25 protein-coding genes, 1 tRNA gene and 1 pseudogene are annotated in these 26,770 nt (G+C 49.5%); 16 read left to right on the forward strand and 11 right to left on the reverse strand.

What is annotated here, in order from left to right; genetic code table 11:
• Positions 1-44: 44 nt before the first annotated feature.
• Positions 45-707, reverse strand: coding sequence for a DedA family protein (locus JK198_RS07780; RefSeq protein ID WP_212708524.1), 663 nt, complete (start codon positions 705-707; stop codon positions 45-47).
• A gap of 75 nt (positions 708-782) precedes the next feature.
• On the reverse strand, positions 783-1,994 hold the full coding sequence (gene metC, locus JK198_RS07785; protein ID WP_249213118.1) for a cystathionine beta-lyase: 1,212 nt from the start codon (positions 1,992-1,994) through the stop codon (positions 783-785).
• Between the two features lie 292 nt (positions 1,995-2,286).
• Here metC and exbB point away from each other — a divergent pair, with 292 nt between their 5' ends.
• The 5 genes from exbB (at position 2,287) to JK198_RS07810 (ending at position 8,952) form a co-directional block, all read left to right on the forward strand.
• Positions 2,287-3,012, forward strand: coding sequence for a tol-pal system-associated acyl-CoA thioesterase (exbB, locus tag JK198_RS07790; RefSeq protein ID WP_212708582.1), 726 nt, complete (start codon positions 2,287-2,289; stop codon positions 3,010-3,012).
• Between the two features lie 5 nt (positions 3,013-3,017).
• Complete coding sequence (exbD, locus tag JK198_RS07795) at positions 3,018-3,440, forward strand: TonB system transport protein ExbD (RefSeq protein WP_212708522.1); 423 nt, start codon at positions 3,018-3,020, stop codon at positions 3,438-3,440.
• A gap of 223 nt (positions 3,441-3,663) precedes the next feature.
• Positions 3,664-4,986: an MFS transporter gene (locus JK198_RS07800; RefSeq protein ID WP_212708521.1), complete on the forward strand. Its 1,323-nt coding sequence runs from the start codon at positions 3,664-3,666 to the stop codon at positions 4,984-4,986.
• Positions 4,987-5,371: 385 nt separating this feature from the next.
• Positions 5,372-7,489: a bifunctional diguanylate cyclase/phosphodiesterase gene (locus JK198_RS07805; protein ID WP_212710339.1), complete on the forward strand. Its 2,118-nt coding sequence runs from the start codon at positions 5,372-5,374 to the stop codon at positions 7,487-7,489.
• A 65-nt stretch (positions 7,490-7,554) separates the two neighbouring features.
• Positions 7,555-8,952, forward strand: coding sequence for a PLP-dependent aminotransferase family protein (locus JK198_RS07810; RefSeq protein WP_212710340.1), 1,398 nt, complete (start codon positions 7,555-7,557; stop codon positions 8,950-8,952).
• Positions 8,953-8,957: 5 nt separating this feature from the next.
• On the opposite strand, the gene JK198_RS07815 is transcribed toward JK198_RS07810, so the two are convergent.
• Both JK198_RS07815 and ftnA read right to left on the reverse strand, forming a co-directional pair.
• Positions 8,958-9,440, reverse strand: a complete 483-nt coding sequence (locus tag JK198_RS07815; protein WP_212709441.1) for a YlaC family protein — start codon at positions 9,438-9,440, stop codon at positions 8,958-8,960.
• A gap of 258 nt (positions 9,441-9,698) precedes the next feature.
• A complete protein-coding gene (gene ftnA, locus JK198_RS07820; RefSeq protein WP_212709440.1) occupies positions 9,699-10,211 on the reverse strand; it encodes a non-heme ferritin in 513 nt (170 codons plus the stop codon).
• 519 nt (positions 10,212-10,730) lie between these two features.
• Here ftnA and prfC point away from each other — a divergent pair.
• The 10 genes from prfC (at position 10,731) to JK198_RS07870 (ending at position 21,352) form a co-directional block, all read left to right on the forward strand.
• On the forward strand, positions 10,731-12,320 hold the full coding sequence (gene prfC, locus JK198_RS07825) for a peptide chain release factor 3 (RefSeq protein ID WP_212709439.1): 1,590 nt from the start codon (positions 10,731-10,733) through the stop codon (positions 12,318-12,320).
• A gap of 430 nt (positions 12,321-12,750) precedes the next feature.
• On the forward strand, positions 12,751-13,344 hold the full coding sequence (osmY, locus tag JK198_RS07830) for a molecular chaperone OsmY (RefSeq protein WP_212709438.1): 594 nt from the start codon (positions 12,751-12,753) through the stop codon (positions 13,342-13,344).
• 122 nt (positions 13,345-13,466) lie between these two features.
• The gene (locus JK198_RS07835; RefSeq protein WP_212709437.1) at positions 13,467-13,628 is read left to right on the forward strand and encodes a DUF1328 domain-containing protein; all 162 of its coding nucleotides are present in this window, start codon (positions 13,467-13,469) and stop codon (positions 13,626-13,628) included.
• A 122-nt stretch (positions 13,629-13,750) separates the two neighbouring features.
• The gene (locus JK198_RS07840; protein WP_249213119.1) at positions 13,751-14,539 is read left to right on the forward strand and encodes a TatD family hydrolase; all 789 of its coding nucleotides are present in this window, start codon (positions 13,751-13,753) and stop codon (positions 14,537-14,539) included.
• Between the two features lie 245 nt (positions 14,540-14,784).
• On the forward strand, positions 14,785-15,564 hold the full coding sequence (gene deoC / locus JK198_RS07845) for a deoxyribose-phosphate aldolase (protein ID WP_212709435.1): 780 nt from the start codon (positions 14,785-14,787) through the stop codon (positions 15,562-15,564).
• A 37-nt stretch (positions 15,565-15,601) separates the two neighbouring features.
• Positions 15,602-16,921: a thymidine phosphorylase gene (gene deoA / locus JK198_RS07850; RefSeq protein ID WP_212710368.1), complete on the forward strand. Its 1,320-nt coding sequence runs from the start codon at positions 15,602-15,604 to the stop codon at positions 16,919-16,921.
• 59 nt (positions 16,922-16,980) lie between these two features.
• On the forward strand, positions 16,981-18,204 hold the full coding sequence (gene deoB, locus JK198_RS07855; RefSeq protein ID WP_212709434.1) for a phosphopentomutase: 1,224 nt from the start codon (positions 16,981-16,983) through the stop codon (positions 18,202-18,204).
• Between the two features lie 68 nt (positions 18,205-18,272).
• Positions 18,273-18,992 carry a purine-nucleoside phosphorylase gene (gene deoD, locus JK198_RS07860; protein ID WP_212710342.1) on the forward strand — a complete coding sequence of 240 codons (720 nt, stop codon included), beginning with the start codon at positions 18,273-18,275 and terminating at the stop codon, positions 18,990-18,992.
• Positions 18,993-19,176: 184 nt separating this feature from the next.
• Positions 19,177-21,114 carry a penicillin-binding protein 2 gene (gene mrdA, locus JK198_RS07865; protein ID WP_212710343.1) on the forward strand — a complete coding sequence of 646 codons (1,938 nt, stop codon included), beginning with the start codon at positions 19,177-19,179 and terminating at the stop codon, positions 21,112-21,114.
• Positions 21,115-21,276: 162 nt separating this feature from the next.
• Positions 21,277-21,352, forward strand: a tRNA-Phe gene (locus tag JK198_RS07870).
• A 476-nt stretch (positions 21,353-21,828) separates the two neighbouring features.
• Here JK198_RS07870 and JK198_RS07875 read toward each other — a convergent pair.
• From JK198_RS07875 to JK198_RS07905, 7 genes and pseudogenes are all read right to left on the reverse strand, one after another.
• Positions 21,829-22,092, reverse strand: a complete 264-nt coding sequence (locus tag JK198_RS07875; RefSeq protein ID WP_212710344.1) for a DUF2442 domain-containing protein — start codon at positions 22,090-22,092, stop codon at positions 21,829-21,831.
• An 18-nt stretch (positions 22,093-22,110) separates the two neighbouring features.
• Entirely contained in the window at positions 22,111-22,308 is a 198-nt protein-coding gene (locus JK198_RS07880) for a DUF4160 domain-containing protein (RefSeq protein ID WP_249213209.1), read from the reverse strand.
• Positions 22,309-22,321: 13 nt separating this feature from the next.
• Positions 22,322-22,856 (reverse strand): annotated as a pseudogene (ssb, locus tag JK198_RS07885) (single-stranded DNA-binding protein).
• Between the two features lie 389 nt (positions 22,857-23,245).
• Positions 23,246-23,569, reverse strand: a complete 324-nt coding sequence (gene hdeA / locus JK198_RS07890; protein ID WP_212709430.1) for an acid-activated periplasmic chaperone HdeA — start codon at positions 23,567-23,569, stop codon at positions 23,246-23,248.
• A 111-nt stretch (positions 23,570-23,680) separates the two neighbouring features.
• Entirely contained in the window at positions 23,681-23,989 is a 309-nt protein-coding gene (gene hdeB / locus JK198_RS07895) for an acid-activated periplasmic chaperone HdeB (protein WP_212709429.1), read from the reverse strand.
• Positions 23,990-24,098: 109 nt separating this feature from the next.
• Positions 24,099-25,031 (reverse strand): glutaminase A, encoded by a 933-nt coding sequence (glsA, locus tag JK198_RS07900; RefSeq protein WP_212709428.1) that lies wholly within the window; start codon positions 25,029-25,031, stop codon positions 24,099-24,101.
• Between the two features lie 134 nt (positions 25,032-25,165).
• Entirely contained in the window at positions 25,166-25,903 is a 738-nt protein-coding gene (locus tag JK198_RS07905; protein WP_212709427.1) for an aspartyl/asparaginyl beta-hydroxylase domain-containing protein, read from the reverse strand.
• 671 nt (positions 25,904-26,574) lie between these two features.
• Between JK198_RS07905 and JK198_RS16975 the strand changes: the two genes are divergently transcribed.
• Entirely contained in the window at positions 26,575-26,706 is a 132-nt protein-coding gene (locus JK198_RS16975) for a S24 family peptidase (RefSeq protein WP_343878094.1), read from the forward strand.
• The last annotated feature ends 64 nt before the right edge of the window (positions 26,707-26,770 follow it).

Raw genomic sequence — 26,770 nt, forward strand, 5'->3', positions numbered from 1 at the left:
TGAGGGAGGGCACATCAGGCCGAAAACGGCCTGATGTGCAGGGGTCAGGCTGAGGTGTGGCGCTTTTTTTTCCACAGGAAAATCAGGCTGCCGCATAAACCACCGGCCAGCAGCAGCAATGGCAGCAGCATTAATACTGCCATCATCTGATCTTCATGCTGTTTAATAAAAGGAACATGGCTGATGCCATATCCCAGCGCGACCAGCAACAAAACCCACAGCAGGCCACTTAACCAGTTAAACAACTGAAAGCGGAGGTGGCCTAATCCGGAAATCCCGGCCATCGTTGGCAGAATAGTGCGTATAAATGCCAGAAACCTGCCGGCCAGCAGAGCGACCAGCCCATGACGGTTAAACATCTGCCAGGCCCGCTGATGGTATTTTTCCGGAAGGTGTTTCAGCCACCCCTGAACCAGCCGGGTGTTCCCCAGCCAGCGCCCTTGTAAATAGCCAGCCCAGAATCCGAGGCTGGCGGCACAGGTCAGTATCAGCAGGGCAGGGATAAAACTCATAACGCCTTTGGCAATCATTGCCCCGGCCAGCAGTAGCAGGCTGTCGCCGGGTAAAAATGCCGCCGGTAATAACCCATTTTCCAGAAATAGCATGCAGAACATAACCGCGTAGACAACCCAGATCACCTGTGGATCCGCCAGTACAGCGAAATCCTGGTGCCATAACGCCCGGATTATCTCATGTAGAACACTCATTTATTATCCTGTTACCTGACTGTGGTCAGGCCGTAATGCAATACAGTCCCGGAAGACAGCATAACCCTATCAGTATTATTCCGGATGGCGTGCCAGCCGGTCAAAGCCATCAGTTAAATCACCGATTAAATCATCCACATTTTCCAGACCTATATGCAGACGTACCAGCGTACCGGGTAACAGGGGTTCTCCCTGCGGACGGATTGCGGCAATTTCCTGTGGCTGATTCGCCAGAATCAGCGATTCATAACCGCCCCAGGAGTACGCCATACTGAAATGCCGGAAGTTATCCAGGAAATCAGCCAGAGCTTCACGCGACAGCTGGCGACGCAAAATAAATGAAAACAGGCCGCTGCTGCCGGAAAAATCACGTTTCCAGAAATGGTGGCCCGGTGACTGGGGCAATGCCGGATGATTAACCCGCCAGACCTCTTCGCGTCCTGCCAGCCATTCGGCAACTTTAATACTGCTTTCTTCATGCTGGCGGAGCCTCACTGCCAGAGTCCGTAAGCCGCGCGATGTCATATAGGCAGTATCGGCATCCACCATTTGCCCCATCAGATATGAGTTTTCCCGCAGAGTATCCCAGCAACGGGCATTAGCGACCGCGGTCCCCACCATCGCATCTGAGTGGCCTATCAGGTATTTCGTGCCCGCCTGAATAGAAATATCAATACCGAAATCGAGCGCATTGAAAAGCACTCCGGCAGCCCAGGTATTATCCATCATAATAATGGCATCGGGCGCCTGCTGCCGGATAGCGGCGACTATTGCCGGGATATCCTGAACTTCCATGGTGATCGACGCCGGGGATTCCAGAAATACGATACGGGTATCCGGACGGACCCATTGGGTTATTTCACTGCCACAAGTGTGGGGGAAAAAAGTTGTTGATACATTGAGCTTGCGCAGTATGACATTGCAAAAATCGCGGGTAGGTTCATAAACTGAACCGCTCATCAGCACGTGATCACCGCTTTCGACAAACGCCAGAATGGCATTGGTTACCGCCGCGGCCCCGCAAGGGTATAACGCACAACCGGCACCATTTTCCAGTTCGGTCATAGCATCCTGTAACGAAAAGTGGGTCAGGGTACCACGCCGTCCATAAAACAGCTCTCCGCGGGTGCGTCCTGCGGTCGCCCGTTTTTTTTCGGCAACCGTATCAAAGACCAGTGAAGAAGCACGCTGAATGACACTATTTACTGCGCCCGCCGTATAACGTTTTTTTCTGCCAGCACTGATCAGACTGGTTTCCAGTTTTTTATCTGTTTTTTTATCTGTCATTGGTTCCTGCTCTGCCAAAAGAGTCCTGCATGACAAGTTAACATGAAATATCATTCAGGCCAGAGTATGAACTGAAAAACCCTTCACAGAATGACAAATTGACTCATAATAAATGACAGTACTCTGGCGGGATGATCTTCCCTCAGACGGGCAGTATCTCTCTGCTGTCAATGGAATATTTTGTAAATACTAATGATAACTACTATCAATAAAGCTGTGGTTTGGTATCATCGCGGGATTGCAAGATATTACTCGTTAAGATGGGGTGGCGTACGTGGTAACTAATGATTTTATGCAAACGGATCTGTCCGTTTTAGGCATGTACCAGCATGCTGATATCGTAGTAAAAATTGTCATGATTGGCTTATTGCTGGCTTCCGTGGTTACCTGGGCCATTTTTTTCGGCAAGTTTACTGAACTCAGCTCAGCAAGACGCCGGCTTAAAGCAGAGCAAAAAGCCCTGAAAGACGTCAGCACCTTACAGCAGGCAGTAACTGTATCTGAAAAATTTACTGCCAGCAGCCATTGTCGCCACCTGATTGCCGAAGCGCTGGATGAACGCCAACTCTCGGCGGGTGCAGAAGACAGAGACGGCATTAAAGATCGGACCGGTTTTCGTCTGGAACGAAAAGTTGCAGCCATCGGACGTTATGCCTCACGGGGTAACGGTTTTCTGGCAACGATTGGTTCTGTCGCCCCGTTTATCGGTCTGTTCGGTACCGTCTGGGGCATTATGAACAGTTTTATCGGTATTGCGAAAACACAAACGACTAACCTGGCGGTGGTTGCACCGGGGATTGCTGAAGCCCTGCTGGCAACAGCCATCGGGCTGGTTGCTGCGATCCCTGCGGTTGTGATTTATAACGTATTCGCACGGATGATTGCCGGCTATAAAGCATCATTAGGTGATACAGCTGCTCAGGTACTGCTGCTGCAAAGCCGTGATCTGGATCTGGCCAGGCAAAATGGTTCACAGGATCTGCCGCACACATCTGCCCATAAACTGCGGGTGAGTTAATTGTTATGGCTATGCGTCTGAACGATGATTTAGAAAGCGATGGTGAAATGAGTGAAATTAACGTGACGCCATTTATTGACGTTATGTTAGTACTGCTGATCATTTTTATGGTGGCCGCGCCTTTGGCGACCGTCGATGTAAAAGTGAACCTGCCGGCATCAACCAGTGCACCGCAGCCTCGTCCCGATAAACCGGTTTACCTGAGCATTAAAGCTGACAAACAGTTATACGTTGGTAATGATGAGGTGACTAAAGAGCAACTGATTTCGGCTATTGACGGACTGACAGGCAGTAATAAAGAAACCACTATCTTTTTCCAGGCCGATAAAGATGTGGATTATGCCACTCTGATGAGTGTCATGGATGAACTGCGCGCTGCCGGGTACCTGAAAATCGGCCTGATGGGGCTGGAGAGTACCACACACTGATCACTGATATATTCAGCGCACATAAGGGTGTATCCATCAGGATATGCCCTTTTTTTTGCACTTTCAGCAGAAGACTTTACTGCCGTAGTACACTTTTTGTTTTTATTTTGTTACTTATTTGTATTCTTATGTAAAGTATAAAGATGACTGCTATCACATCTTTCCTCTGATATTCGGGGTAAACCGGTGTGACCGATTAAAATAATAAAGGCAGGCAACAGCAATGAATCTATCTGTAACCCCTTCTCCGGCAGTAAAAAAACACGCGGCTAAAACTATTTTCCGGGTAACCAGCGGTAACTTCCTGGAAATGTATGACTTTATGGTATTTGGCTATTACGCGACGGCTATCGCCAAAACCTTTTTCCCCGGTTCTGACCCTTATTCTTCGCTGATGCTGACACTGATGACCTTCGGCGCCGGTTTCTTAATGCGCCCGCTGGGCGCGATTATTCTCGGGGCTTACATTGATCATCACGGGCGTCGTAAAGGGCTGTTACTGACGCTGATATTGATGGCTATGGGCACACTGACTATCGCTCTGACGCCCGGATACCAGACCCTGGGGGCCGCGGCTCCCCTGATTATTCTGGCCGGGCGTTTATTGCAGGGCTTTTCCGCCGGGGTGGAACTGGGCGGTGTTTCGGTCTATTTATCAGAAATTGCACCGCCAGGCCGTAAGGGATTTTATGTCAGCTGGCAATCGGCGAGTCAGCAGTTATCAGTGATTTTTGCAGCATTACTGGGACTGATGCTCAATCAATGGCTGGATAAGGGACAAGTGACGGACTGGGGGTGGCGTATACCGTTTGTGGTCGGATGCCTGATTGTGCCCTTCCTTTTTTATATTCGCCGTATGCTTGAAGAAACGGAGAGTTTTAAACAGCGTAAACATCGTCCGGGGATGATCGATATTATGCGTTCGGTGGCCAGTAACTGGGCCCTGGTTGTGGCGGGTATGCTGATGGTTGTCACCACTACCGTGATGTTTTATATGATCACCGCATTTACCCCGACCTTTGGTAAAACCGCCTTGATGATGACGGACCCTCAGAGTTTTGTGGTTACCTTGCTGATCGGTATTTCTAATCTGTTCTGGTTACCGGTCATGGGAACGGTATCGGATCGTGTCGGACGTCGTCCGTTACTGATTATCTTTACACTACTGACGATGCTAACTGCCTGGCCGGTACTGAAATGGATGGTTGCAGCCCCTTCATTCAGCCATTTACTGACAGCTGAGCTGTGGCTGTCATTTTTATATGCCAGCTATAACGGGTCGATGGTGGTGTACCTGGCTGAGGTTATGCCTGCAGAGGTCCGTGCCGCCGGTTTTTCTCTGGCATACAGCCTGGCAACGGCGTTATTCGGTGGCTTTACCCCGGCGGTCTCCAGTTATCTTATTCATATCAGCGGGGATAAATCGATGCCGGGTGCCTGGCTGACGTTTGCCGGGTGTTGCGGATTAGCCGGCACCTTATGTATTGGTTATCTGCTCCGTCGTTATCAGCAGAAAAAAAATACCGGAGTACTGCGCCATCTGTAGAGCCGGGCCATTCATGGATGAGTGGCTATTTCTCACTGATACAGGGTTGCAGGCGTTACGGCGGCCGGTCAGCTGCCTGTTCTTATCCTGATGGATATTTATCATATAAGATTGATTAAAGTTTGTTAGGGCAGGATTATCTGTCGTAATATATGTGCCGACAGAAATTTATCTGGCAGTTTTCAATGTGCAACATTCGTTATCGCACGCCATAAGTGTATTTCCACCATCACAATATTACCTGACAGTGCCTGAGCAGGTTAATCAATAAATTACGCTACTTATATCCGCGTGATGGCCGGTATGCCGTAAATGAAAATGACAGCATCTTTTTGTCCCTGTTATTTTCACCTTCACTTATTCATCCAAGGCAACGGGAGTCACTATGCTGGATGTATCCTGGAATAAATGGCTGCTGTTAACTTCTCTGATTATTGCCCTGATCTCTTCGTTTACTGCCCTGGATGCGGCGGGGCGAGTGACCAGTTCCCGCGGATGGAAACCTAAATTATGGCTGGCGGTAGCCGGTATTGCGATGGGGGTTGGTGTCTGGTCAATGCACTTTACCGGGGTGCTGGCGATGATTTTTCCCATGTCTATGCACTACAGACCCGGCTACATCGTGGTGTCACTCTTTATTGTGATTGCCGCTTCTATTGCCGGACTATCCCGGGTTATTGGTCGCCGTCAGCCGGGATGGCTGGATATCATCCGCGGGGCTGTCTGGCTGGGAAGCGGTATCGCGGGAATGCATTATATCGGCATGTATAGCCTGCTGGTACAACCGGGAATTGAATGGCATTACGGGCTGGTCATGGTATCGGTACTGGTGGCCTATATTGCGTCTGGTGTGGCACTGTGGCTGGCATTTCGCCTGCAAAATATCGAAAATGGCCTGTTGATCCGCCGGTTGCAGGCTGCACTGGTCATGGGTACGGCAATTACCGTGGTGCACTGTATTGGCATGCAGGCGGCCAGTTTCCCGCAGGGAAGCTACGTTACTGGCGGGGGGATTAAGCAGACCGCTCTGGCCGTGTGGGTATTCCTGTCTGCACTCATTGTGCCGGGAAGCAGTTTGTTGCTCTGCATGGTTGACTCGCAAATCAAAACTACCCGGCTGGCGAGAAAACTGTGTGTTGCTAACCAGGAGTTGCAGAAACTGGCGATGCATGATCCCCTGACCTTATTACCTAACCGGGCTTTTCTTGAAGAGCAACTGGAGCTGTGTATTGCGAAAACCTCTGCCGGAGGGGCGGAATTTTCACTGATGTTCCTTGATCTGGATGGTTTTAAAATGGTGAATGATGCTTACGGGCATCATACGGGGGACCGCTTGTTAAAGGCGGTCGCCGGACGCCTGAAAAATATTATCGGGCCAGAGCATGTACTGGCGCGGGTGGGGGGAGATGAGTTTATTTTACTGGCCCCGGCAACGACGACCCGTGATGACGGGAATATTGCTGCCCTGATGGTCAGGGCAATCGGCCAGCCGTTTCTGATATGTGAATATGAACTGATGGTTTCTCTCAGTATTGGTATTGCCCGGTATCCGCAACATGGAACACAAGGCCGGGAGATAATCTTTAACGCAGATGTTGCGATGTACCATACCAAAAATAATGGCCGTAATGGCTACAGTATCTACCGGGCAAATATGACGCCGCCCGGCAAAACCCGTCTGGAACTGAAAAACGAGCTATGGCGGGCGCTGCATCATAATGAGCTGCGCCTGTTCTACCAGCCAAAAAACGATGCCCGTCATGGTCATACTGTCGGTTATGAAGCGCTGATACGCTGGCAGCATCCGGCCCGCGGGTTACTTCCTCCGGAGAAATTTCTGCCGGTCGCCGAAACCAGCGGGCTGATTATCCCGCTGGGAGAGTGGGTGATCAATGAAGCCTGTCGCCAGCTCGGGTGCTGGCATGCTCAGGGGAAAACGGCACTCTCTGTGTCGGTGAATCTCTCAGCTTTACAATTTGAACAGCAAACGCTGCTGTCGGTGGTGCTGAATGCGCTGGCAGTCAATAATATTCCTGCGGATAAACTGCTCCTGGAAATTAGTGAGACCACAGCGATGCGCTCGCCCGCAGAAACTATTCGTATCCTGGCAGCACTGAAAGAGCACGGGATTAAGGTGTCGATTGATGACTTTGGTAGCGGCTACTCAAGTCTGTTATACCTGCAAAGTATGCCGGCCAGTGAACTTAAAATTGACCGCACTTTTGTCCGGGAAATGAATAAGCCTGCGGCTGATACCCGGTTACTGGCGATGATGATTGAATTAGCCAAAAGTATGAACCTGAATATTGTGGCAGAAGGTGTGGAGACCGAACAGCAGCAGCAGCAGTTAACCCGGCTGGGATGTGATACTCTGCAGGGGTTCTATTTCAGTCGTCCTGTTCCACCTGAACAGCTGACATTCGCTGATATTCCGCTGCATTGTAATGCATCAGCGATGTCGCCAGCCTGCCCGGAAACGGGTTCACAAAAAGTCAGTGCCTGACCTGTTTTCTCTGGCGGCAGACCTGTTATACAGGTACACGTCAGACCGATTATCCCCGGGGTAATGTGAGTAAATTTCAGCAAATTGCACAGCAATTACAGCAGCAAATTAATGCAGGGATCTGGCAGTCGGGTGATAAACTGCCGTCATTAAGGCATCAGGCGGAACAGCAACAAGTCAGCCTGATGACAGTGATGAATGCTTATGCGTTGCTGGAAAGTCAGGGCTGGATTATCTCCCGTCCGCAGTCCGGTTACTATGTGGCTCCGCAGGTGTCTGACGGGGCAGCGGCGGTGGTCCAGAGTGAACAGACTGAGACAAACCGTTTTGTGTTTGATGTATTACAGGCCAGCAGGGATCCGCAGGTCGTTCCTTTTGGTTCCGCTTTTCCTGACCCTGACCTGTTCCCCTTACAGCAACTGATGCGTTCACTGACCAGTGTCTCCCGGCGTTTATCGGCAGGGGATGCCGTCGATAATCTGCCTCCGGGTAATGTCGATTTGCGGAAAGTACTGGCGAGACGTTATACCCGCCAGGGCATTATTGTCTCCCCTGATGATATTGTGATCACTAATGGCGCGATGGATGCGCTGAATCTCAGCCTGCAGGCGGTGACCGAACCCGGTGACTGGGTGATTATTGAAAGCCCGGCTTTTTATGGTGCATTACAGGCAATAGAGAGACTCAGACTAAAGGCGCTGGCAATTCCGGCGCTGCCCGGTGAAGGTATTGATTTACAAAAACTTCAGCAGGCATTAAAACGCTGGCCGATAAAAGCCTGCTGGCTGATGACAAACTGTCAGAATCCGCTGGGGTACACTCTGACTGCAGAGCGCAAACAGCAACTGGTCAGGTTACTGGAACAAAACCAGGTAGCCCTGATTGAAGATGATGTGTACACCAATTTATGGCAGGGAGAGCAGGCTCCTCTGCCGGCACTGGCGTGGGATCGGCAGGGGACGGTACTGCATTGTGGATCTTTTTCCAAAGATCTGGCCGCCGGATTCCGTATCGGCTGGGTAGTCAGTCGTGGTCATGGGATCCGCATTCAGCAGTTACAGCTGATGAGCACTTTATCTGTCAGTACACCGATACAGCTGGCATTAGCCGATTTTCTGCAAAGCCAGCATTATGATCTTCACCTCAAACGCTTACGCCGGCAGCTTGCTCAGCGTAAAAAGCTGGCCGTTGAGGCTTTGAAACGGGCTTTACCGGCACAGGCGAAGATATATGCTGATAATGGCGGTTATTTTTTATGGGTAGAATTACCGCCGGCAACCGACTGTACTCTGCTGTATCACCAGGCGATGGCTGAACATATCAGTATTGCGCCGGGGGAACTGTTTTCCGCCACACAGCAATATCGTCATTGCTTTCGCTTTAATGCAGCCTGGCCCTGGGATAACCGGGCTGAACTGGCAGTGGAGGTGCTGGGGCGTTTGATTGCGCGGCTATGTCAGTGAGTGTTTCAGATCGTTGCCGCACGGCGCTGACCCCAGGTCAGATGATAAATATCGTAAAAATCGACTTCGCCTTTTTTCTCCTGTAACCGGGCAATGCCTTGTTTTATCCGCTGAGGAATATCCGGATCGTTGCTGATTGCCCTGAGACATTGTTCGGAAACAGCGCGGACATAGTACCATTCGCCGTTATAGCACACTCGCAGGTCAAGGGTATCAATATCTTCAAACCGGTATTTCGGATTAATGTCCATCAGCATCAGCAGGCTCATACCCAGTACGAATGCGGTAGCAAACCAGAACGCCGGCCAGCCCAGCATCTCTGTCGAAAAGATCAGCGCAGTGCACAAGGCATAACAGAGGTACATCACTAACCACAGCCACGGATGTTTACGCAAAAAAGTAAAGCTGAAACGTGGCCGGTTGTCCCGTTGTTCGGTCCGGTTAAGACGGTCGATTTCCTGCTGCAGTATCTGTTTAATCTTGTCCATACGCCCTCCGCGAGTTTGCTGTCACTTAATCACATAACTGACCAGTCAGAAAGAAACAGATGCCCCGGGGTAAACTATAACAGTTAACATTAGCTGATGTTAGTTAACCAATAACGAGGTGAGACGTAGCGGGGCTGACACAAAGGAGAATAAATTATCATGCAGTAAAGGCCGGAGATCAGCACACAGCTTCCGGTGATTATTCGCGCTGTGAAGCGGAACAGAAAGGCAGAGGAACAGCCTCTGCCTTATGGATAATCAGGCGTTTTTATTATGGATTTCGTTGTTCATATGACCTAAGTCTTTATCCAGCAGGAAGGCGCCGTTAGAGCTGTTTTCCAGCATGCCCAGTTTATCCAGTACCGTTTTGAAGATTTTTTCTTCTTCATGCTGCTCGGCAACATACCATTGCAGGAAATGGAAAGTAGAGTAGTCATGAGTGGTCATAGCGGCATGGGCCAGCTCATTAATTTTACTGGTAATTAATTGTTCATGCTGGTAAGTCTGTGAAAAAACATCGGCCAGTGATTCAAAAGTGACCGGCGGTGCTTCAATATTACCCAGAACCGGCAATGCGCCGGTATCGCTCAGGTAGTCGAACAGACGCTGCATATGATCCATTTCTTCACGGGAATGAGTTTTGAGGAATGAGGCAGCACCCTCAAATCCTTTGTCTGCACACCATGCGCTCATTTGCAGGTATAAGTTTGCTGAGTAGAACTCAAGATTCAGTTGGTCGTTCAGGCGGGCAATCATATCAGGCGTTAACATAGCAGAGACCTTTTAAACAGAGAGTAAGATTTGTAAGATTATAGTGAACAATTATGCATCACTTTTTGGGTTTTGTGAAGCTGTGGTCTGTTGTTTTTTCCTTATTAATCATTAAGTTAATAATGTGAATTATTTAGTATCTGTAATGCTACTGTTTCTCATTGCTATCTGTTTTCAGCGGAAGAATGTCCCGGGTGGGTCTTTTTTCCCCGGACAGGGTAACAAATCACTGTACCCGATGATGACGGGGGATCATTCAGCCACTTTCGGCCAGGAAACTCTGCGGGCCGACATACCGTAAACGTCCGGTTTCATGTAACATGTGCTGGCAGAGTCTTGCGGTTAGCAGAAATGTTTATTGCAGCCTCTTTGCAGCGAGTACGGGATTATTGACGGATGCAGTCGCTTGCCGGTCAGTTATCTTCGTAAGAAAAGCCGGTGAAACTCTTCCCGGTCAGCGTGATTTTTCCGGAAATGCAGTACTGCGATGCCTTTCCGCCAACAGTGAAGAACCTGTTCATGGCTACAGCACCCTTTTTAGACGAAGTGGCTCGTCGCCGCACATTTGCGATTATTTCGCATCCGGATGCGGGTAAAACCACAATTACAGAAAAAGTTTTATTGTTCGGACAGGCGATCCAGACCGCCGGGACGGTAAAAGGCCGCGGCTCCAGTCAGCATGCAAAATCAGACTGGATGGAAATGGAAAAACAGCGTGGGATCTCGATCACCACGTCAGTGATGCAATTCCCTTACCGCGATAAACTGGTTAATCTGCTTGATACCCCGGGACATGAGGACTTCTCTGAAGATACTTATCGTACCCTGACGGCTGTCGACTGCTGTCTGATGGTGATTGATGCGGCCAAAGGGGTCGAAGATCGTACCCGTAAGCTGATGGAAGTCACACGGCTGCGTGATACGCCGATTCTGACGTTCATGAATAAACTCGACCGTGATATTCGTGACCCTATGGAGGTGATGGATGAAGTTGAGAATGAGCTGAAGATTGCCTGTGCGCCGGTGACCTGGCCTATCGGCTGCGGTAAGCTATTCAAAGGGGTTTATCATCTGTACAAAGATGAAACTTACCTTTATCAGAGTGGCCAGGGTCATACCATCCAGCAGGAACGTATTATCAAAGGGCTGGATAACCCGTTGCTGGATGAAGCGATCGGTGACGAGCTGGCTGCCCAGCTACGTGAAGAGCTGGAGCTGGTGAAAGGGGCCTCCCACGAATTTGAAGAACAGGCTTTTCTCGACGGACAGCTGACCCCGGTATTTTTCGGCACGGCACTGGGCAACTTTGGTGTTAATCATATGCTGGATGGTCTGGTCAGCTGGGCACCGCAGCCAATGCCCCGTCAAACGGATACCCGCGAAGTAGCGGCGAGTGATCAGAAGTTCAGTGGCTTTGTATTTAAAATTCAGGCCAATATGGATCCCAAACACCGCGACCGGGTGGCCTTCCTGCGTGTAGTATCAGGCAGATATGAGAAAGGCATGAAGATGTATCAGGTGCGTACCGGGAAAGATGTGGTGATCTCTGATGCTCTGACCTTTATGGCAGGTGACCGTGCTCACGTTGAAGAAGCCTGGCCCGGCGATATTATCGGTTTGCACAATCACGGCACGATTCAGATCGGCGACTCATTTACTCAGGGTGAGAAAATGAAGTTTACCGGTATCCCTAACTTTGCGCCGGAGCTGTTCCGTCGTATTCGTCTGCGTGATCCGTTAAAACAAAAACAGTTACTGAAAGGGCTGGTTCAGTTATCTGAAGAAGGTGCTGTACAGGTCTTCCGTCCGATAGCGAACAATGATCTGATCGTCGGCGCAGTCGGTGTACTGCAGTTTGATGTGGTAGTGGCGCGCCTGAAAAGTGAATATAACGTTGAAGCGATTTATGAATCGGTTAACGTTTCTACTGCCCGCTGGGTGGAATGCAGTGATGTGAAAAAATTCGATGAGTTTCAGCGCAAAAACGAGATTAACCTTGCGCTGGATGGCGGCGACAACCTTACCTATATCGCCCCGACCATGGTTAACCTGAATATCACCAGTGAACGTTATCCTGAAGTCACTTTCCGCAAAACCCGCGAACATTAACCGGGAATCTCTGCCGGAGCCCCGTTAGCCGGGGCCCGGCGGTATTATACAATTGTCTGTCAGCTGACGGTCAGCTGATATCTCTGCCGGGAGGCGGTATTTATCACCGCTGATGTTATCTCTGCGGATGCGTGCATTGTCTGTATTCTCTTTCTGCGTTGCCAGACCGGAAAACTATTCCCGGATTGTGCTGCTTCTGCCTGACCACTAAAAGTGTTTATTCTGTCCTGGTCTGGTGATGGATCTGTACTGATATTACCGAAGCTGTAAAGGCCGGATGTCACTTAAGTCAAATCCTAAAAATCAGTACACCCGTAAAACTCAGCTACTATTAATATTATGTGGTTGCGGCGCCAAAGGGGGTCCGTCACAGCCTGTCATGGACAGGTCATCGGGCGTACCGGATGCAGCGACCACTCAGGAAAAATATATGAAAAACAACAGTTATATTTACCGGCTGTTATTGATTTCACTGCTATGCAGTCCCGGTGTTTATGCGGCAGACTCCCCCGGACATTCCCGGACGCCGACGGAACAACAGCAGGGGGGAGCGATTAACCGCGTAGACAAGTTTATGGATGACAGCACCATCACCGCGAAAGTCAAAACGGCGCTGGTGGATGACAAGCAGATTAACAGTACCAATCTGTCGGTTTCAACTAACCGGGGTGTGGTATCCATCGATGGTTTTGTCGCTTCACACCGGCAAATGGCGCGGGTAAAACAGCTGGCAGAATCGGTTAAAGGGGTCCGGAAGACAGAGCTTAATCTGCATCTTAAGCCGAACCAGCAGACTGACCTGAAGAGTTATGCCAGTGATACCGCGACCACCAGTGAAATTGTTGCCCGGTTGCTGGCTGATAAGCGAGTGTCTGCGCGCCATATTTCCGTGACAACAACCCACGGAGCAGTATTGCTGACGGGGAATGTCAGTGACCGGCAGCAAAAAATGCTGGCGGCGGAGATAGCCCGTAAGGTTTCCGGTGTCAGTGCAGTAAAAAACGAATTGTCTGTCAGCCACTGATTCTGTGATGGCTGCAGAGAAACCGCGATATTAACAACAATATTTTCACCGCAGGACCGGTTCTGAACACGCTTCAGAACGATTTATAAGATGAATCTATTAATGACAGTAAGGAGATGACTATGTTTCGTTGGGGAATTATCTTTCTGGTTATCGCATTGATCGCTGCAGCACTGGGTTTTGGCGGACTGGCCGGAACCGCAGCATGGGCCGCAAAAGTGGTATTTATCGTCGGTATTATCCTGTTTCTTATCAGTCTGTTCACTGGGCGTAAGAAACTCTGAGTCAGCGTTGCATCTGTTGTCATCAACCGATGATAGCAGCCGGCAAGGATGCCGGCAGTACGGTTATCCTGCCAGCTGTAAATCACCTGCCATTGTTATTATTGTGCCCTGAGGAGACGTCGTTGAAGTTTATCGACACCCATTGTCATTATGATTTTCCGCCTTTTGAGCACCATGAAGCGGCAGAACTGAAGCGTGCCAGCCAGGCCGGAGTCGAAAAAATTATTGTCCCGGCCGTCAGCAGTGCACGTTTTTCTGCTGTGATGGCGCTTGCCGGTCGTTATCAGCCGCTGTACGCCGCTCTGGGACTGCATCCTGTGTGGACGGAGCAACATTGTGATGATGATATTGACCAGTTACAGCAGTGGCTGCAACAACAGCCGGCGAAACTGGTCGCACTCGGTGAAACCGGACTGGATTACTTTACCCCGCAGCTGGCGGCATACAGCGGACAACAAATCTCGCGTCTGAAAGCACAACTGAGTCTGGCAAAACGCTATGATCTGCCGGTGATCCTCCATTCACGGCGGACACATGATCTGCTGGCGGGGTTACTCAGGCAGGCAAAGCTGCCGGCGAGCGGCGTAATCCACGGGTTCTCCGGCAGCCTGTCTCAGGCGATGGCTTTTGTTAAACTCGGTTACCGGATTGGTGTTGGCGGGACTATTACTTATCCGCGGGCGGCGAAGACACGCAACACTATTGCCGCTTTACCCCTGCACGCTCTGGTGCTGGAAACCGATGCACCGGATATGCCATTACACGGATTTCAGGGGCAACCTAACCGGCCGGAACAGATCGCTGCCGTCTGGCGGGTTCTGACTGAGCTGCGTTCTGAACCTGCTGAACAGATTGCGCAAACGCTGTGGAATAACAGCCTGCGTTTGTTTCCGCGGCTGGCGGCATCCTGACAGCGGCGAAAGATACCCGCTATACTTTATGTTATTACTTTAACAATAAATCTCTGCCCATTGTGCTTCAGTCCCCCGGTACTCACTGCATATTGTGCGTTATCGTCGCATGTTAACCGCAGAGGCAGTGATTTCTTGATCCGCACCGCAATTATTGCTGATACGCTTTGTTAGAATATGAACATTAAGCAGCGAGTAATTGTGAAAATATTACCAATTACCGGTAACTTCCAGAGGAATTCTCCATGACTGATATGACCAGCATCGCACGTAAGGCGATAGGGCTGATGGATCTCACCACCCTGAATGATGATGATACGGATGAAAAAGTCACGGCCCTGTGCCGGCAGGCTAATTCACCGGCAGGGCAGACCGCCGCCGTGTGTATCTACCCGCGTTTTATCCCCCTGGCCCGCAAAGTCTTACGTGAACAGGGGACGCCTCTGGTGCGTATCGCGACTGTGACCAATTTTCCTCATGGCAACGATGATATCGCTATTGCGGTAGCAGAAACCCGCGCGGCGATTGCGTACGGGGCCGATGAAGTGGATGTGGTGTTTCCATGGCGGACACTGAAAGCCGGAGACACCCAATGCGGATTTGAGCTAGTCAGCGCCTGCAAACAGCTGTGTACAGAAGCCAGTGTACTGCTGAAAGTCATTATCGAGAGTGGTGAGTTACAGCAACCGGCGTTGATACGTCAGGCTTCAGAGATTGCGATTGATGCCGGTGCCGATTTTATTAAAACCTCGACCGGTAAAGTAGCCGTTAACGCGACTCTGGAAAGTGCAGCCATTATGCTGGAAGTGATCCGTGATAAAGGCGTTGCTGCCAGTGTCGGTTTTAAACCGGCGGGCGGAGTACGTACCACCGAAGATGCGGCAGCTTATCTGGCGCTGGCAGCAGATATTCTCGGTGATAACTGGGCCGATTCACGACATTTCCGTTTTGGTGCATCGGGATTACTGAACAGCCTGCTGAAGACCTGCGGTGCTGATGTTACGGACGCAGTATCAGGGTACTGACTGCCAGCGACAGGCCGAATATTGCCGGGAGACAATTATGTTACTGCCACAGGAAATTATCCGTAAGAAACGTGATGGTCATTGCCTGACTGATGAGGAAATTACCTGCTTTATCCGCGGGGTTACCGACCAGTCAGTCACTGAGGGACAGATAGCTGCGTTGGCGATGGCCGTCTGGTTCCGTGATATGAGTTTAGGGGAGCGGGTGGCTCTGACGATGGCAATGCGTGATTCCGGGACGGTACTCGACTGGCAGGATTTACAGTTAAACGGACCGGTGGTTGATAAGCACTCCACCGGGGGCGTCGGTGATGTGACATCACTGATGCTCGGGCCGATGGTTGCTGCCTGTGGTGGTTACGTTCCTATGATTTCCGGAAGAGGGCTCGGGCATACCGGCGGTACCCTGGATAAACTGGAGGCCATTCCCGGTATTGATATTTTTCCGGATGATCAGCGCTTCCGGCAGATCATCCGTGAAACCGGTGTTGCCATCATCGGGCAGACCCGTTCACTGGCCCCGGCGGATCAGCGTTTTTATGCGACCCGGGATATTACGGCCACCGTGGATTCAATACCGCTGATCACGGCTTCTGTTCTGGCGAAAAAGCTGGCAGAAGGGCTGGATGCGCTGGTCATGGATGTGAAAGTGGGCAGTGGTGCGTTTATGCCGGACTATGCTCAGTCAGCACTGCTGGCCAGTGCCATTGTAGGGGTGGCTAATGGTGCCGGATGCAAAACCACGGCGCTACTGACCGATATGAGTCAGGTACTGGCATCTTCGGCGGGTAATGCTACCGAAGTTCGTGAAGCAGTACGTTTCCTGCGCGGGGATTACCGCCATCCGCGTCTGCTGGAAGTGACTCTGGCATTGTGCAGTGAAATGCTGGTCAGCAGCGGTTTATCTGCCGATGAATCTCAGGCAAAACAGCGTTTAATGCAGGTACTGGATAATGGCCGTGCGGCAGAAGTTTTCGGCCAGATGGTGGCTCAACAATCTGGACCGACTGATTTTGTCGAACACTATGATCGTTATCTGCCGGCTGCGCCGGTGGTGCGTCCTCTTTACTCCCGGCGTACTGGCTATATCGGCGCGATGGACACGCGTGCGGCAGGGATGGCAATTGTCAGGATGGGCGGAGGGCGGCAGCGCAGCAGCGACAGCATTGATTACGGGGTCGGTTTTACCGGGATAAGTGTGCTGGGCCAGCAGACGGATACTCACACCCCGCTGGCGATAATACATGCTGCTGACGAAAACAGCTGGCAACAGGCTGCGATTGACCTGGAGGCTGCGATTACTGTGACAGAGCAGCCACCGAAAGAAATACCGTTAATCTATCGCAGAATCGGTTAATTAGTCGCATACTGATCTGATCAGTGTTTTTCACTCAATAGAATCTACAGGAGGCGAGCATGAAACGTGTATTTATTATGGTTCTGGACTCCTTCGGGATCGGCGCCAGCGCTGATGCGAATAAATTTGGTGATACGGGCTCAGATACGCTGGGTCATATTGCACAGGCCTGCAGTGAAGGGCGGGCGAACCAAGGACGGCAAGGGCCTTTACATTTGCCTAACCTGACTGCGCTGGGGCTGGCAAAAGCGGCGGAATTATCCACCGGTAAAATCCCTGCCGGAATGGATGCCAGTGCGCATATTATTGGTGCTTATGGTTGCGCCAGTGAACTCTCTTCCGGTAAAGATACCCCCTCAGGGCACTGGGAAATTGCCGGAGTCCCGGTGTTATTTGACTGGGGCTATTTTTCTGATGAAAAAAACAGTTTCCCGCAATCGCTGCTGGATACGCTGGTAGAAAAAGCCGGACTGCCCGGATACCTCGGCAACTGTCATTCTTCAGGTACAGTGATCCTCGACCAGCTGGGCGAAGAGCATATGCGCAGCGGTAAACCTATCTTTTATACCTCTGCTGATTCGGTTTTCCAGATTGCCTGCCATGAAGAAACCTTTGGCCTTGAACGTTTATACGAGCTCTGTGAAATCGCACGTAAAGAGCTTACCGAAGGGGGGTATAACATTGGTCGAGTGATTGCCCGTCCGTTCACCGGGCAGAAAGCCGGCGAATTTGTCCGTACCGGTAACCGGCACGATCTGGCGGTTGAACCCCCTTCAGCCACCATCCTGCAGAAGCTGGTAGAAGAAAAGAATGGTCAGGTGATTTCGGTCGGTAAAATTGCGGATATTTATGCCCAGCAGGGGATCACCAAAAAAGTGAAAGCAACCGGGCTGGATGCACTGTTTGACGCCACGCTGATCGAAATGCAGCAGGCCCCGGATAATGCGATCGTCTTTACTAACTTTGTGGATTTTGATTCCAGCTGGGGTCATCGCCGTGATGTGGCAGGATATGCCGCCGGTCTGGAATTATTTGACCGTCGTTTACCGGAACTGATGGCACAGGTAAAACAGGGCGATATGCTGATTCTGACCGCCGATCACGGCTGTGATCCGACCTGGCATGGTACCGATCATACCCGCGAACATATTCCTGTCCTGATTTATGGTCCGCAGGTAACCCCTGGTCCGCTGGGTCAGCGTGATACCTTTGCTGATATTGGCCAGACCATTGCATCATATTTCGGGCTTTCTGCTATGGATTACGGGCGTAACATGCTGTAAAAAGCATGCCTGATTTTTCACTGTCTGCCACTGCGGCAGACAATGACATGTTTGAGAGGAAAAATAACATGGCAACACCTCATATTAATGCTGAACCCGGTGATTTCGCAGATGTCGTTTTAATGCCCGGTGACCCGTTACGTGCTAAATATATCGCGGAAAACTTTTTGCAGGATGCCCGTGAAGTGAACAATGTGCGCGGTATGCTCGGTTATACCGGTACCTATAAGGGCCGTAAAATTTCGGTCATGGGTCACGGTATGGGGATCCCTTCCTGCTCCATTTACGCGAAAGAACTGATCACCGATTTTGGTGTAAAAACCATTATTCGTGTCGGGTCATGTGGGGCGGTGCGCTCTGATGTCAAATTGCGTGATGTGGTTATCGGGATGGGTGCCTGTACCGATTCAAAAGTAAACCGTATGCGTTTTAAAGATCACGATTTCGCAGCAATTGCAGACTTTGAGCTGGTACGTAATGCGGTTGATGCGGCTAAAAATCTGGGGATTGATGCCCGCGTCGGTAATATTTTCTCCGCCGACCTGTTCTACAGCCCGGACCCGCAGATGTTTGATGTTATGGAAAAATATGGCATCCTCGGTGTAGAAATGGAAGCTGCCGGTATTTATGGTGTTGCGGCAGAGTTCGGCGTGAAAGCACTGGCTATCTGCACTGTGTCTGACCATATCCGCTCCGGTGAACAAACCACTGCCGAAGAACGTCAGACTACGTTTAATGATATGATCAATATTGCACTGGAATCTGTTCTGGCCGGTGATCGGGCATAATAGCTGCCCCTGATAACGCGGAAAAGTCACGGCTGTTTTTTCGCGTTGCTTATCTTCTGTTACACTTTTCAACAAATGACACACTTTAGTCTCTTCCGGATCAACTTGGTACTGGCACTGTCTGTCTATCTCTCTATGATAGGCGTCAGTTAACGATCCTCCTCTCTGCAAACTATGTTATGTAATGAATCTGCGTAATTTCGAAATTGAAGAAAAACTGTTTATACGTCGCGCAATAACGGCTTTTGGTTTGGTGGCAGTGTGCTTTGGCATTCTGACGTATAACCTTTATCGTTTGCAGATCAAAGAACACGGTTATTATCAGACCCGGTCCAATGATAATGACATTAAAATGATCCCCATCGCGCCCACCCGCGGGATTATCTATGATCGTAACGGCACGCCACTGGTGAAAAATATTACCCAGTATGACCTGACGATCATCCCTTATAAAATCACTAATCTGAAAGCGACAATCGCCGCCCTGACGCCATTGATCGGTCTGACGCAGGATGAGCAAACGGATTTCTGGCATCGTCTGAAACTCACCAGCCGTTATAAGCCTATCATTGTTAAAGATGAACTGACGGAAGAACAGATCGCCCGTTTCTCTGTGGATGAGTATCGTTTTCCGGGAGTCAGTATTGACTCCTATCAGGACCGCCAATATCCCTACGGAGCCGCTCTGGCCCATGTGGTCGGTTATGTGTCTAAGATTAACGACAGTGATTTTAAGCGGCTGAATGCTGAAGGTATTTCTGAGAACTATGCGGCCGACCACAATATCGGTAAGCAGGGGATTGAAAGTTATTATGAGTCTGTTTTACACGGACAAACGGGTTATCAGGAAGTAGAAGTCGATAATCACGGCCGTATTGTACGAGTATTAAGTGAGCAACCGCCAGTGGCGGGTAAAAATGTCTGGCTGACGCTGGATCTGCCATTACAACAATATATTGAAAGCCTGCTGGTGGGACAGCGTGCGGCGGTGCTGGTTGAAGACCCCCATGACGGAGCCGTACTGGCAATGGTTTCAGCCCCCAGCTATGACCCTAACCCGTTTGTTAAAGGGATCAGTTATAAAGCGTATGAGACATTACTGCAGAACAAAGATTTACCCCTGATTAACCGTGTTACCCAGGGGCTTTACCCGCCGGCGTCGACAGTGAAACCTTATATGGCGATGTCAGCGCTGCTTAACGGAGTCATTACGCCACAGACCACCTTCTTCGGCGCTCCGACCTGGACGTTGCCGGGCACTGATCGTCGCTATCGTGACTGGAAAAAAACCGGCCACGGTATGCTGAATGTGACCAAAGCTATTGAAGAGTCAGCGGATACCTTCTTTTACCAGGTCGCTTATATGATGGGTATCGACAGAATCCATCATATGCTTAGCCAGTTTGGCTATGGCAAGCTGACGGGTATTGATTTACATGAAGAATATAAAGGTCTGCTGCCCAGCCGCGAATGGAAGCAACAGGTGCATAAAAAAGCCTGGTATCAGGGCGATACAATCTCTGTCGGTATCGGTCAGGGCTACTGGATTGCGACGCCAATACAGATGGTAAAAGCGCTGGTGGCACTGCTTAATAACGGTAAGGTACTTACTCCGCATTTGTTACTTAAAGAACAGCAAGGGAACAGTGAGCAACTGTACCAGCCACCGGCACAGTCTCCTCAGATCGGCAGCCCGGATTCCCCTTACTGGTCGCTGGTGCGCCATGCGATGTTCGGGATGGCGAATGCCCCGAATGGTACCGGGTATCGTTATTTCCATACTGCGCCTTACGGTATTGCGGCGAAAAGCGGAACCTCTCAGGTCTTCAGCCTGAAACAAAACCAGGTGTACAACGCCAAAATGATTCCGGTACGTTTGCGTGACCATATCTTCTATACTGCCTTTGCTCCTTTTAAAGATCCTAAGGTAGCGGTAGCACTGATTCTGGAAAACGGCGGGGTTAACGGAGTAACAGCCGCGCCGCTGATGCGTCAGATTCTTGATCATATTCTGTTGCCTCAGACCGCGTCGCTGATACCGGGCGGAGATAAAGGAACGATACCTCAGGATATCCCGGATAACGGCGGCGTTGCAGCGGGAGCAGTGACCACCGATCAATAACAGGGCAGAGCAGTACGCTCAGGAAGGGGCGGCTGCTATATCAGTCAGATTGTTCAGTAATAAATCGAATGACGAAATTTTGCCGTAAAAACAATCAGTCAGCGTGATTTTCATGAAAACTGATTGACGCAGAACAGGGATTAGGGTTTAATGCGCCTCGTTGCCCGAATAGCTCAGTCGGTAGAGCAGGGGATTGAAAATCCCCGTGTCCTTGGTTCGATTCCGAGTTCGGGCACCACTATTTCAAAAGCCTCGCAGAAATGCGGGGCTTTGTCGTTTCTGCAGTATGGTCTGTTTATGGTCCTTCCCCGGGGTACTTCAGGTGTTACCCTTAGCCCTGCTCTCTGATGTGTTTTACCTCGTTTGTCGCCTCTTTCTGGCTGGTTACTGATTTCCCAGGCTTCCTGTCTGAAGCGCCTCCGGTCTTTTCCTGACAGTTCCGGTACATGGTAATCCGCCCGAAAAACCGGTATTTTTATAAGCAGCATTTTCTACTCACCTGAATTCAGGGGGGATTTCTATGACCGGAAGGGTAGCGGATCTCAATGATCACGTTTTACTGACAGCCAGATCATCGCCATTCTTAAGCTGGCGGAAGCGGGTACTCCGGTTCCTGAACCGTGCCCCGTATTGATTCAATTAATAACTGATTTTCCGCAGATAAAAAAACGCCGACCGCAAAGTCAGCGTTTCCGTTTTGTTAAATGACACCGGTCAATGGCGTGGAGTCACACCTTTAGCACCACGAAGTAGTCCTTCGGTACTCAGGTCTTCATCCAGTTTAGGCCAGTGGATACCATAACCGGCACCACAAAGCTCCCAGTTTTGTCGCTGCTCAGCAGTACCCGCAGCAAGACGAGGGAACCAGGCAACGGGAACAGAGATACTGCGCCCGTCCATGAGGTCAACCGTCAGCCGATCATCATCAATGCAGATATTCATTACGCGAATATCGTTCTCACTTTGCAAAGTAAGCATCCCAGGCCTCCCGGAGTGTTATCTGATGTTCTTTAACCAGACGTTGTAGTTCACGAAGTTGGTGCGAAGCAAAGCCACACTACGCGCGACGCTGATATCATGTAACCATATTTTAGCGGTTGCATTACCTTTATCAATATGGACATGCGCCGGTTCATTCGGTTCATGACTGTAAAAGTAAAACCGATAGGCGCCGATCCTTAATACTGTTGGCATAATACTCTCCCTGTCAGATTACGTGTATGGCTGCCCGATTAATACCATAACCAGATCCGATAAAAGGGATGTGGTCGTCAAAATCCATCGGCATCCCCGCAGCCGGACTTCCTGAAGACAACGCCCCACCTGAGGTGGCTGACCCCCTGATACGGGCTGCTGAGGCTGTCCCCATCCTTGTTGTTAAGAATCCCGGGAGTGAGAAGAGGAGCTACCCGATTGCTGACGACTTCCCGGTATCTGCATGCTACTGTTCACGTTGACCATCACTTCTGTAGAATAACGCTCCTGACTATGCTTATCCTGCCATTTACCGGTAACTAACTGGCCTTCAATGTATATCTGTGAGCCTTTACGCAAAAATTCACCGGCCACTTCCGCCAGTTTGCCAAACAGTACGACCCGGAGCCATTCGGTCTGCTTCTTCATTTCACTGGTTTACTTATCACGTCAGCTGAAATAGTGGTTACTGCGCTGCTGCTGGATGTATAGCGTACTTCGGGGGGCTGGTCTAAATATCCGGCAAGAATGACCTGTAGTGACTTAATAGATTCGGATACGTCAGGAGATGATAACTACACACAGCGGTGTTGAATAAATCGCATTTGTGCTGAGTTGAAGGATCAGATCAGGCATTCACGTGACAAAGCAAAATCTCAGAACCACTAACCGGAAAAGTTATAAAAATTTTTTCAATACAAATATATATTAATATTTTAATGGTTATTTATTTATATCAGAGTTATTAAATAGCATATTAAAATAGTATGGTTTTTATGTTTTCAAATACTCAGGAGGATGACGTTTTTATTAATATTGTCTTGCCGGTGACTATCTTTCGCAACTGTTTCAGATGTCGGTAAACAGGTTATCTGTTAATAACAATATAATGGCGATAACCAGAGGGTCACCGCCATACAATAACAGCACCGAGATGTTATTTTTTTGGCGCCTGTTCGAAGGCCTTATCGGTAGTCGCTTTGAAGTTGGCAGATTTGTTTTGTTCACACAACTGTACGATCACCGGGGTAACGCTCTCAATGCCGCTGACATCCAGTACTGCGTCTTCAGGTTTTTGTTTCTGGTTCAGTGCCTCAGCGAATCCGACGGCAGTTGGCTGGAAAGACATATCCAGATTCAGAAAATCATTACAGGTCCATTTAGTAATAGGCCTGGTCTGATGTGCGGTATGATCAGCCGCAAAACTGGCTGCAGGCAATACGAGTAAAGCGGCAACAATGGCTCCGGAGAACTTATTCATCTTACTAACCTCTCTTTCTGTATTGTTAAAAGATACATCGGTGAATATAACCATAGGAAATAAAGCTATATTTTATTAAATAGCTATATTTCCATGTAATATGATGGTGTATTATTTTTTCAGCAGGTCATGAATTTCATTTTTAAAGTCATACAGTTTATTTTGCGGATGCTTTTTACATAAATCGATAACCTGCGGGATGGCGATATTATTAGTTTCCTGTAAATCAACAGTATCTCCGCCCTTATAGGTTGTTTTATCATTCAGCATCCAGAATGCAACGGGCAGCATTGCTTTGGGATTCAGATTTATAAATTCCTGGCAGGTCATATGTTCGGTATTAGTATCTGCAGCCTGAACGGCGGTTGCAGAAAAAAAAGATAATCCGGCAACAGCAAGTATCATCGCTTTGATTTTCATGAGTCTTCTCTTTTATACCTGTGAGTTAAAAGGATAGCCTTACTCATAATAGTAGTCTGACAATAGGAAATATCCAGAATAGTGAACAGATATTTTGCCGCAGGCATGTTCAGCGATACAGCGAATAGCCCAGCTGACTGGCCACCGAAGCGACCATTGCCTGAGCACGTACACTGTTGCCTTCGTTATCCAGTGGCGGTGAAAAAGCCGCAATTCCCATCACTCCGGGGACGACGGCAATAACACCCCCGCCGACACCGCTTTTTGCCGGCAGTCCGACACTGTATGCCCAGTCGCCCGAGGCACCGTACATACCTTCCATTGTCATTTCTGCGAGGATACAGGGAACGTTATCTTTCCTGAGTACCTGCTGGCGGGTGAGTGGGTTCATCCCTCTGGCTGCAAGGGTGGCGGCGAAAGTCGCCAGTTGTGTCGTGTTAATCAGTACTGAACACTGACGGGTATAAACCTCGCAGGCTTCCATAGGGTCACAATACATATAGCCGGCAGAATACAGCAGCCAGGCAATACCCCGGTTATGAAAGTTGGTACTTTGCTCCGACTGATTAACTTCTTCTGAGAGGGCGAGTGCTGAACCGGCCATTTGTTGTTGCAGATGTAAAATACGTTGCCAGCGCTGTTCAGCATCGTTTGCTTTCAGCAGACTGACCGCAGACATTGCCCCGGCATTGACTAAGGGTGATAAAGGTTTCCCGCTGTGCAGTTCTAAGGCAATAACTGAATTAAAAGGGAGTCCGGTCGGGTCGGCACCTATTTTTTCTTTAATCGCGGCAGGACCGGCTTCTTCGAGGGCCAGCGCCAGGGTACTGACTTTCGATATAGACTCTATGGCAAAGGGATAACTGCTATCACCGGCCTGATAAACAGCCCCTTCTGCAGTGACGACCGCCACGGCGCTGAGGTGTGAAGGGACTTGTGCCAGAAAGGGGATATAGTCTGCATTTTTCCCTCCTTGCAGGGAGAGTGACTCTTGCAGGGCCTGCTCAATGGACTGCCGGATGACCTGTGGATCCTGTTGCATAGTAATCTCCTGTTATAAAACAGTGTGGCGTTTACCTCATGGAGGAGTCGATAAGAGTATAGCCTTTCCTGAACCAGGGAATGCCTGATAGCAGATTACGGGTACTTATATGAGCAGGCTTAATCTACTCCCGCTCAGTACTTCCGGTTCCATGCAGAAATATTTTTCAATGGCTGTTTGATATAAGGGCTGGCTTTAATCAGGGAAAAGAGAAGCTTATTGACCAGAGTTCCGGTTTTGTCCATGGGCCGGTCGACATCCAGAAACAGGACGGCACGCCATTCATCGCTATCATTACGTACTTCATGTTCCAGAGAGTCATCAAACAGGATGACTTTACCTTCCTCCCAGTGCATTTTCTGGTCAGCCACCCTGATCCATACTTTATCCCGTTCTTCTGGCACGATAAGCCCCAGATGCACACGCACCATGGCTCGGGTCGGGCCTTTGTGAGGAACGATATGATAGCGGGGCTGTAGTATAGAAAACATGGCAGTACGCATATGGGGGATTGCACTGATCAGTGCTGCTGTTTTCGGACAGAGGGCACAGTTTGCTTCAATCCGGTTACCGTATATATATAACCCGAAAGTTTTCCAGTTGTCACCTTTGGAAATCCGTTGCTGGTCAGGAGATATTTCATGGAAGGAAGGAATATTCTGTGGTTTTTTCAGTAATATATCTAATTCTCCGCGGATTTCCCGCCAGTTATTTTCCAGTAAATAAACCCAGTCGAAAGCGGAGTTGTCAATTTTTGGAGTAGTTGCAATAAGTGAATGTTTTGTCTGGAAATAGTTATTCCAGCGTAAGAATTTTTTCCCCGTTTTTATCAGTAAACGACGATAAAAAGCCGGGCGTGATGCGGGCTGCATAATTATATTCCTGTCATAATAAATTAATATATGCACTATGATGATGGAATGCCCGGATAAACAGATTAATCATATTTATAAGTGCTACTCAGGGTATTTACTGAATGCTGGGTAATTAATGGAGATAATCTGATATCTGTGGTTATTTATTCCTTCATACGGCACCTGAAATAAACTGTCTGTAAAATGCCATCAATGCCCCTGTGTTTTTTATCAAAACTGGCGAAGGAGTCAGTTTTGATACTCTGCTTTTTTCCGCCAGGCTCCGGGGATAAAGGCAGGGTAAGGTTATTGCAGAGAGGGATCCTTTGCGGCTGGCATGGATCGGTGATTGCTGATCCCTTTATTTTATGCAGGAAGATCAGAGCAAATGGATCCGATCAATATAAGTAAATCCTTTTGAATCAGAGGTTTTAAAAAATTGCACACTAAAAGGTGATCAGGATGACCCGGCCATAACACAGCACATAGCAACAGTAATAAACGGGGTTGTGATACTTTACCGGGCGGCAGATAAACCACTATTACTGGACCTGCCATTTTTTATCAGTCGTGTTACCTGTGGCTTCCCGTCACCTGCCGGGGACTATATTGCACAAAGAATTGATCTTAATTAGTTATTGATTGCGTATCCGGTAACAACCTGTTTTATCCGGGGCAGTAGTGATTCGATGACAGAAGAAGGTATCGCTGACGGTGATATGCTGATTGTCGATAGCTCACTGACCGCCGGAGCGGGTGATATTGTGGTGGCCTCATTGGCGGGGCAAGTTTACGGCCTTCTTTACATCTCAGAAGAATGAATCCCCGCTGGTCTCTGTGACGGATGCTGACCCGTTTGAGAGCTTCGGTGTGGTTAAACATGTC

The sequence above is a fragment of the Tatumella sp. JGM91 genome, from assembly GCF_018257575.1.
Classification (GTDB): Bacteria; Pseudomonadota; Gammaproteobacteria; order Enterobacterales; family Enterobacteriaceae; genus Tatumella; species Tatumella punctata.

What these genes read in the sequence shown, in the direction of transcription:
- exbB (WP_212708582.1), top strand. Translation starts at nt 2,287, where the DNA reads ATGCAAACGGATCTGTCCGTTTTAGGCATGTACCAGCATGCTGATATC.
- JK198_RS07815 (WP_212709441.1), bottom strand. Translation starts at nt 9,440, where the DNA reads ATGGACAAGATTAAACAGATACTGCAGCAGGAAATCGACCGTCTTAAC.
- deoD (WP_212710342.1), top strand. Translation starts at nt 18,273, where the DNA reads ATGGCAACACCTCATATTAATGCTGAACCCGGTGATTTCGCAGATGTC.
- deoA (WP_212710368.1), top strand. Translation starts at nt 15,602, where the DNA reads ATGTTACTGCCACAGGAAATTATCCGTAAGAAACGTGATGGTCATTGC.
- JK198_RS07905 (WP_212709427.1), bottom strand. Translation starts at nt 25,903, where the DNA reads ATGCAGCCCGCATCACGCCCGGCTTTTTATCGTCGTTTACTGATAAAA.
- hdeB (WP_212709429.1), bottom strand. Translation starts at nt 23,989, where the DNA reads ATGAAAATCAAAGCGATGATACTTGCTGTTGCCGGATTATCTTTTTTT.
- ftnA (WP_212709440.1), bottom strand. Translation starts at nt 10,211, where the DNA reads ATGTTAACGCCTGATATGATTGCCCGCCTGAACGACCAACTGAATCTT.
- deoB (WP_212709434.1), top strand. Translation starts at nt 16,981, where the DNA reads ATGAAACGTGTATTTATTATGGTTCTGGACTCCTTCGGGATCGGCGCC.
- JK198_RS07875 (WP_212710344.1), bottom strand. Translation starts at nt 22,092, where the DNA reads ATGCTTACTTTGCAAAGTGAGAACGATATTCGCGTAATGAATATCTGC.
- mrdA (WP_212710343.1), top strand. Translation starts at nt 19,177, where the DNA reads ATGAATCTGCGTAATTTCGAAATTGAAGAAAAACTGTTTATACGTCGC.
- deoC (WP_212709435.1), top strand. Translation starts at nt 14,785, where the DNA reads ATGACTGATATGACCAGCATCGCACGTAAGGCGATAGGGCTGATGGAT.
- JK198_RS16975 (WP_343878094.1), top strand. Translation starts at nt 26,575, where the DNA reads ATGACAGAAGAAGGTATCGCTGACGGTGATATGCTGATTGTCGATAGC.
- JK198_RS07835 (WP_212709437.1), top strand. Translation starts at nt 13,467, where the DNA reads ATGTTTCGTTGGGGAATTATCTTTCTGGTTATCGCATTGATCGCTGCA.
- JK198_RS07780 (WP_212708524.1), bottom strand. Translation starts at nt 707, where the DNA reads ATGAGTGTTCTACATGAGATAATCCGGGCGTTATGGCACCAGGATTTC.
- exbD (WP_212708522.1), top strand. Translation starts at nt 3,018, where the DNA reads ATGGCTATGCGTCTGAACGATGATTTAGAAAGCGATGGTGAAATGAGT.
- hdeA (WP_212709430.1), bottom strand. Translation starts at nt 23,569, where the DNA reads ATGAATAAGTTCTCCGGAGCCATTGTTGCCGCTTTACTCGTATTGCCT.
- glsA (WP_212709428.1), bottom strand. Translation starts at nt 25,031, where the DNA reads ATGCAACAGGATCCACAGGTCATCCGGCAGTCCATTGAGCAGGCCCTG.
- prfC (WP_212709439.1), top strand. Translation starts at nt 10,731, where the DNA reads ATGGCTACAGCACCCTTTTTAGACGAAGTGGCTCGTCGCCGCACATTT.
- metC (WP_249213118.1), bottom strand. Translation starts at nt 1,994, where the DNA reads ATGACAGATAAAAAAACAGATAAAAAACTGGAAACCAGTCTGATCAGT.
- JK198_RS07800 (WP_212708521.1), top strand. Translation starts at nt 3,664, where the DNA reads ATGAATCTATCTGTAACCCCTTCTCCGGCAGTAAAAAAACACGCGGCT.
- JK198_RS07805 (WP_212710339.1), top strand. Translation starts at nt 5,372, where the DNA reads ATGCTGGATGTATCCTGGAATAAATGGCTGCTGTTAACTTCTCTGATT.
- JK198_RS07880 (WP_249213209.1), bottom strand. Translation starts at nt 22,308, where the DNA reads ATGCCAACAGTATTAAGGATCGGCGCCTATCGGTTTTACTTTTACAGT.
- osmY (WP_212709438.1), top strand. Translation starts at nt 12,751, where the DNA reads ATGAAAAACAACAGTTATATTTACCGGCTGTTATTGATTTCACTGCTA.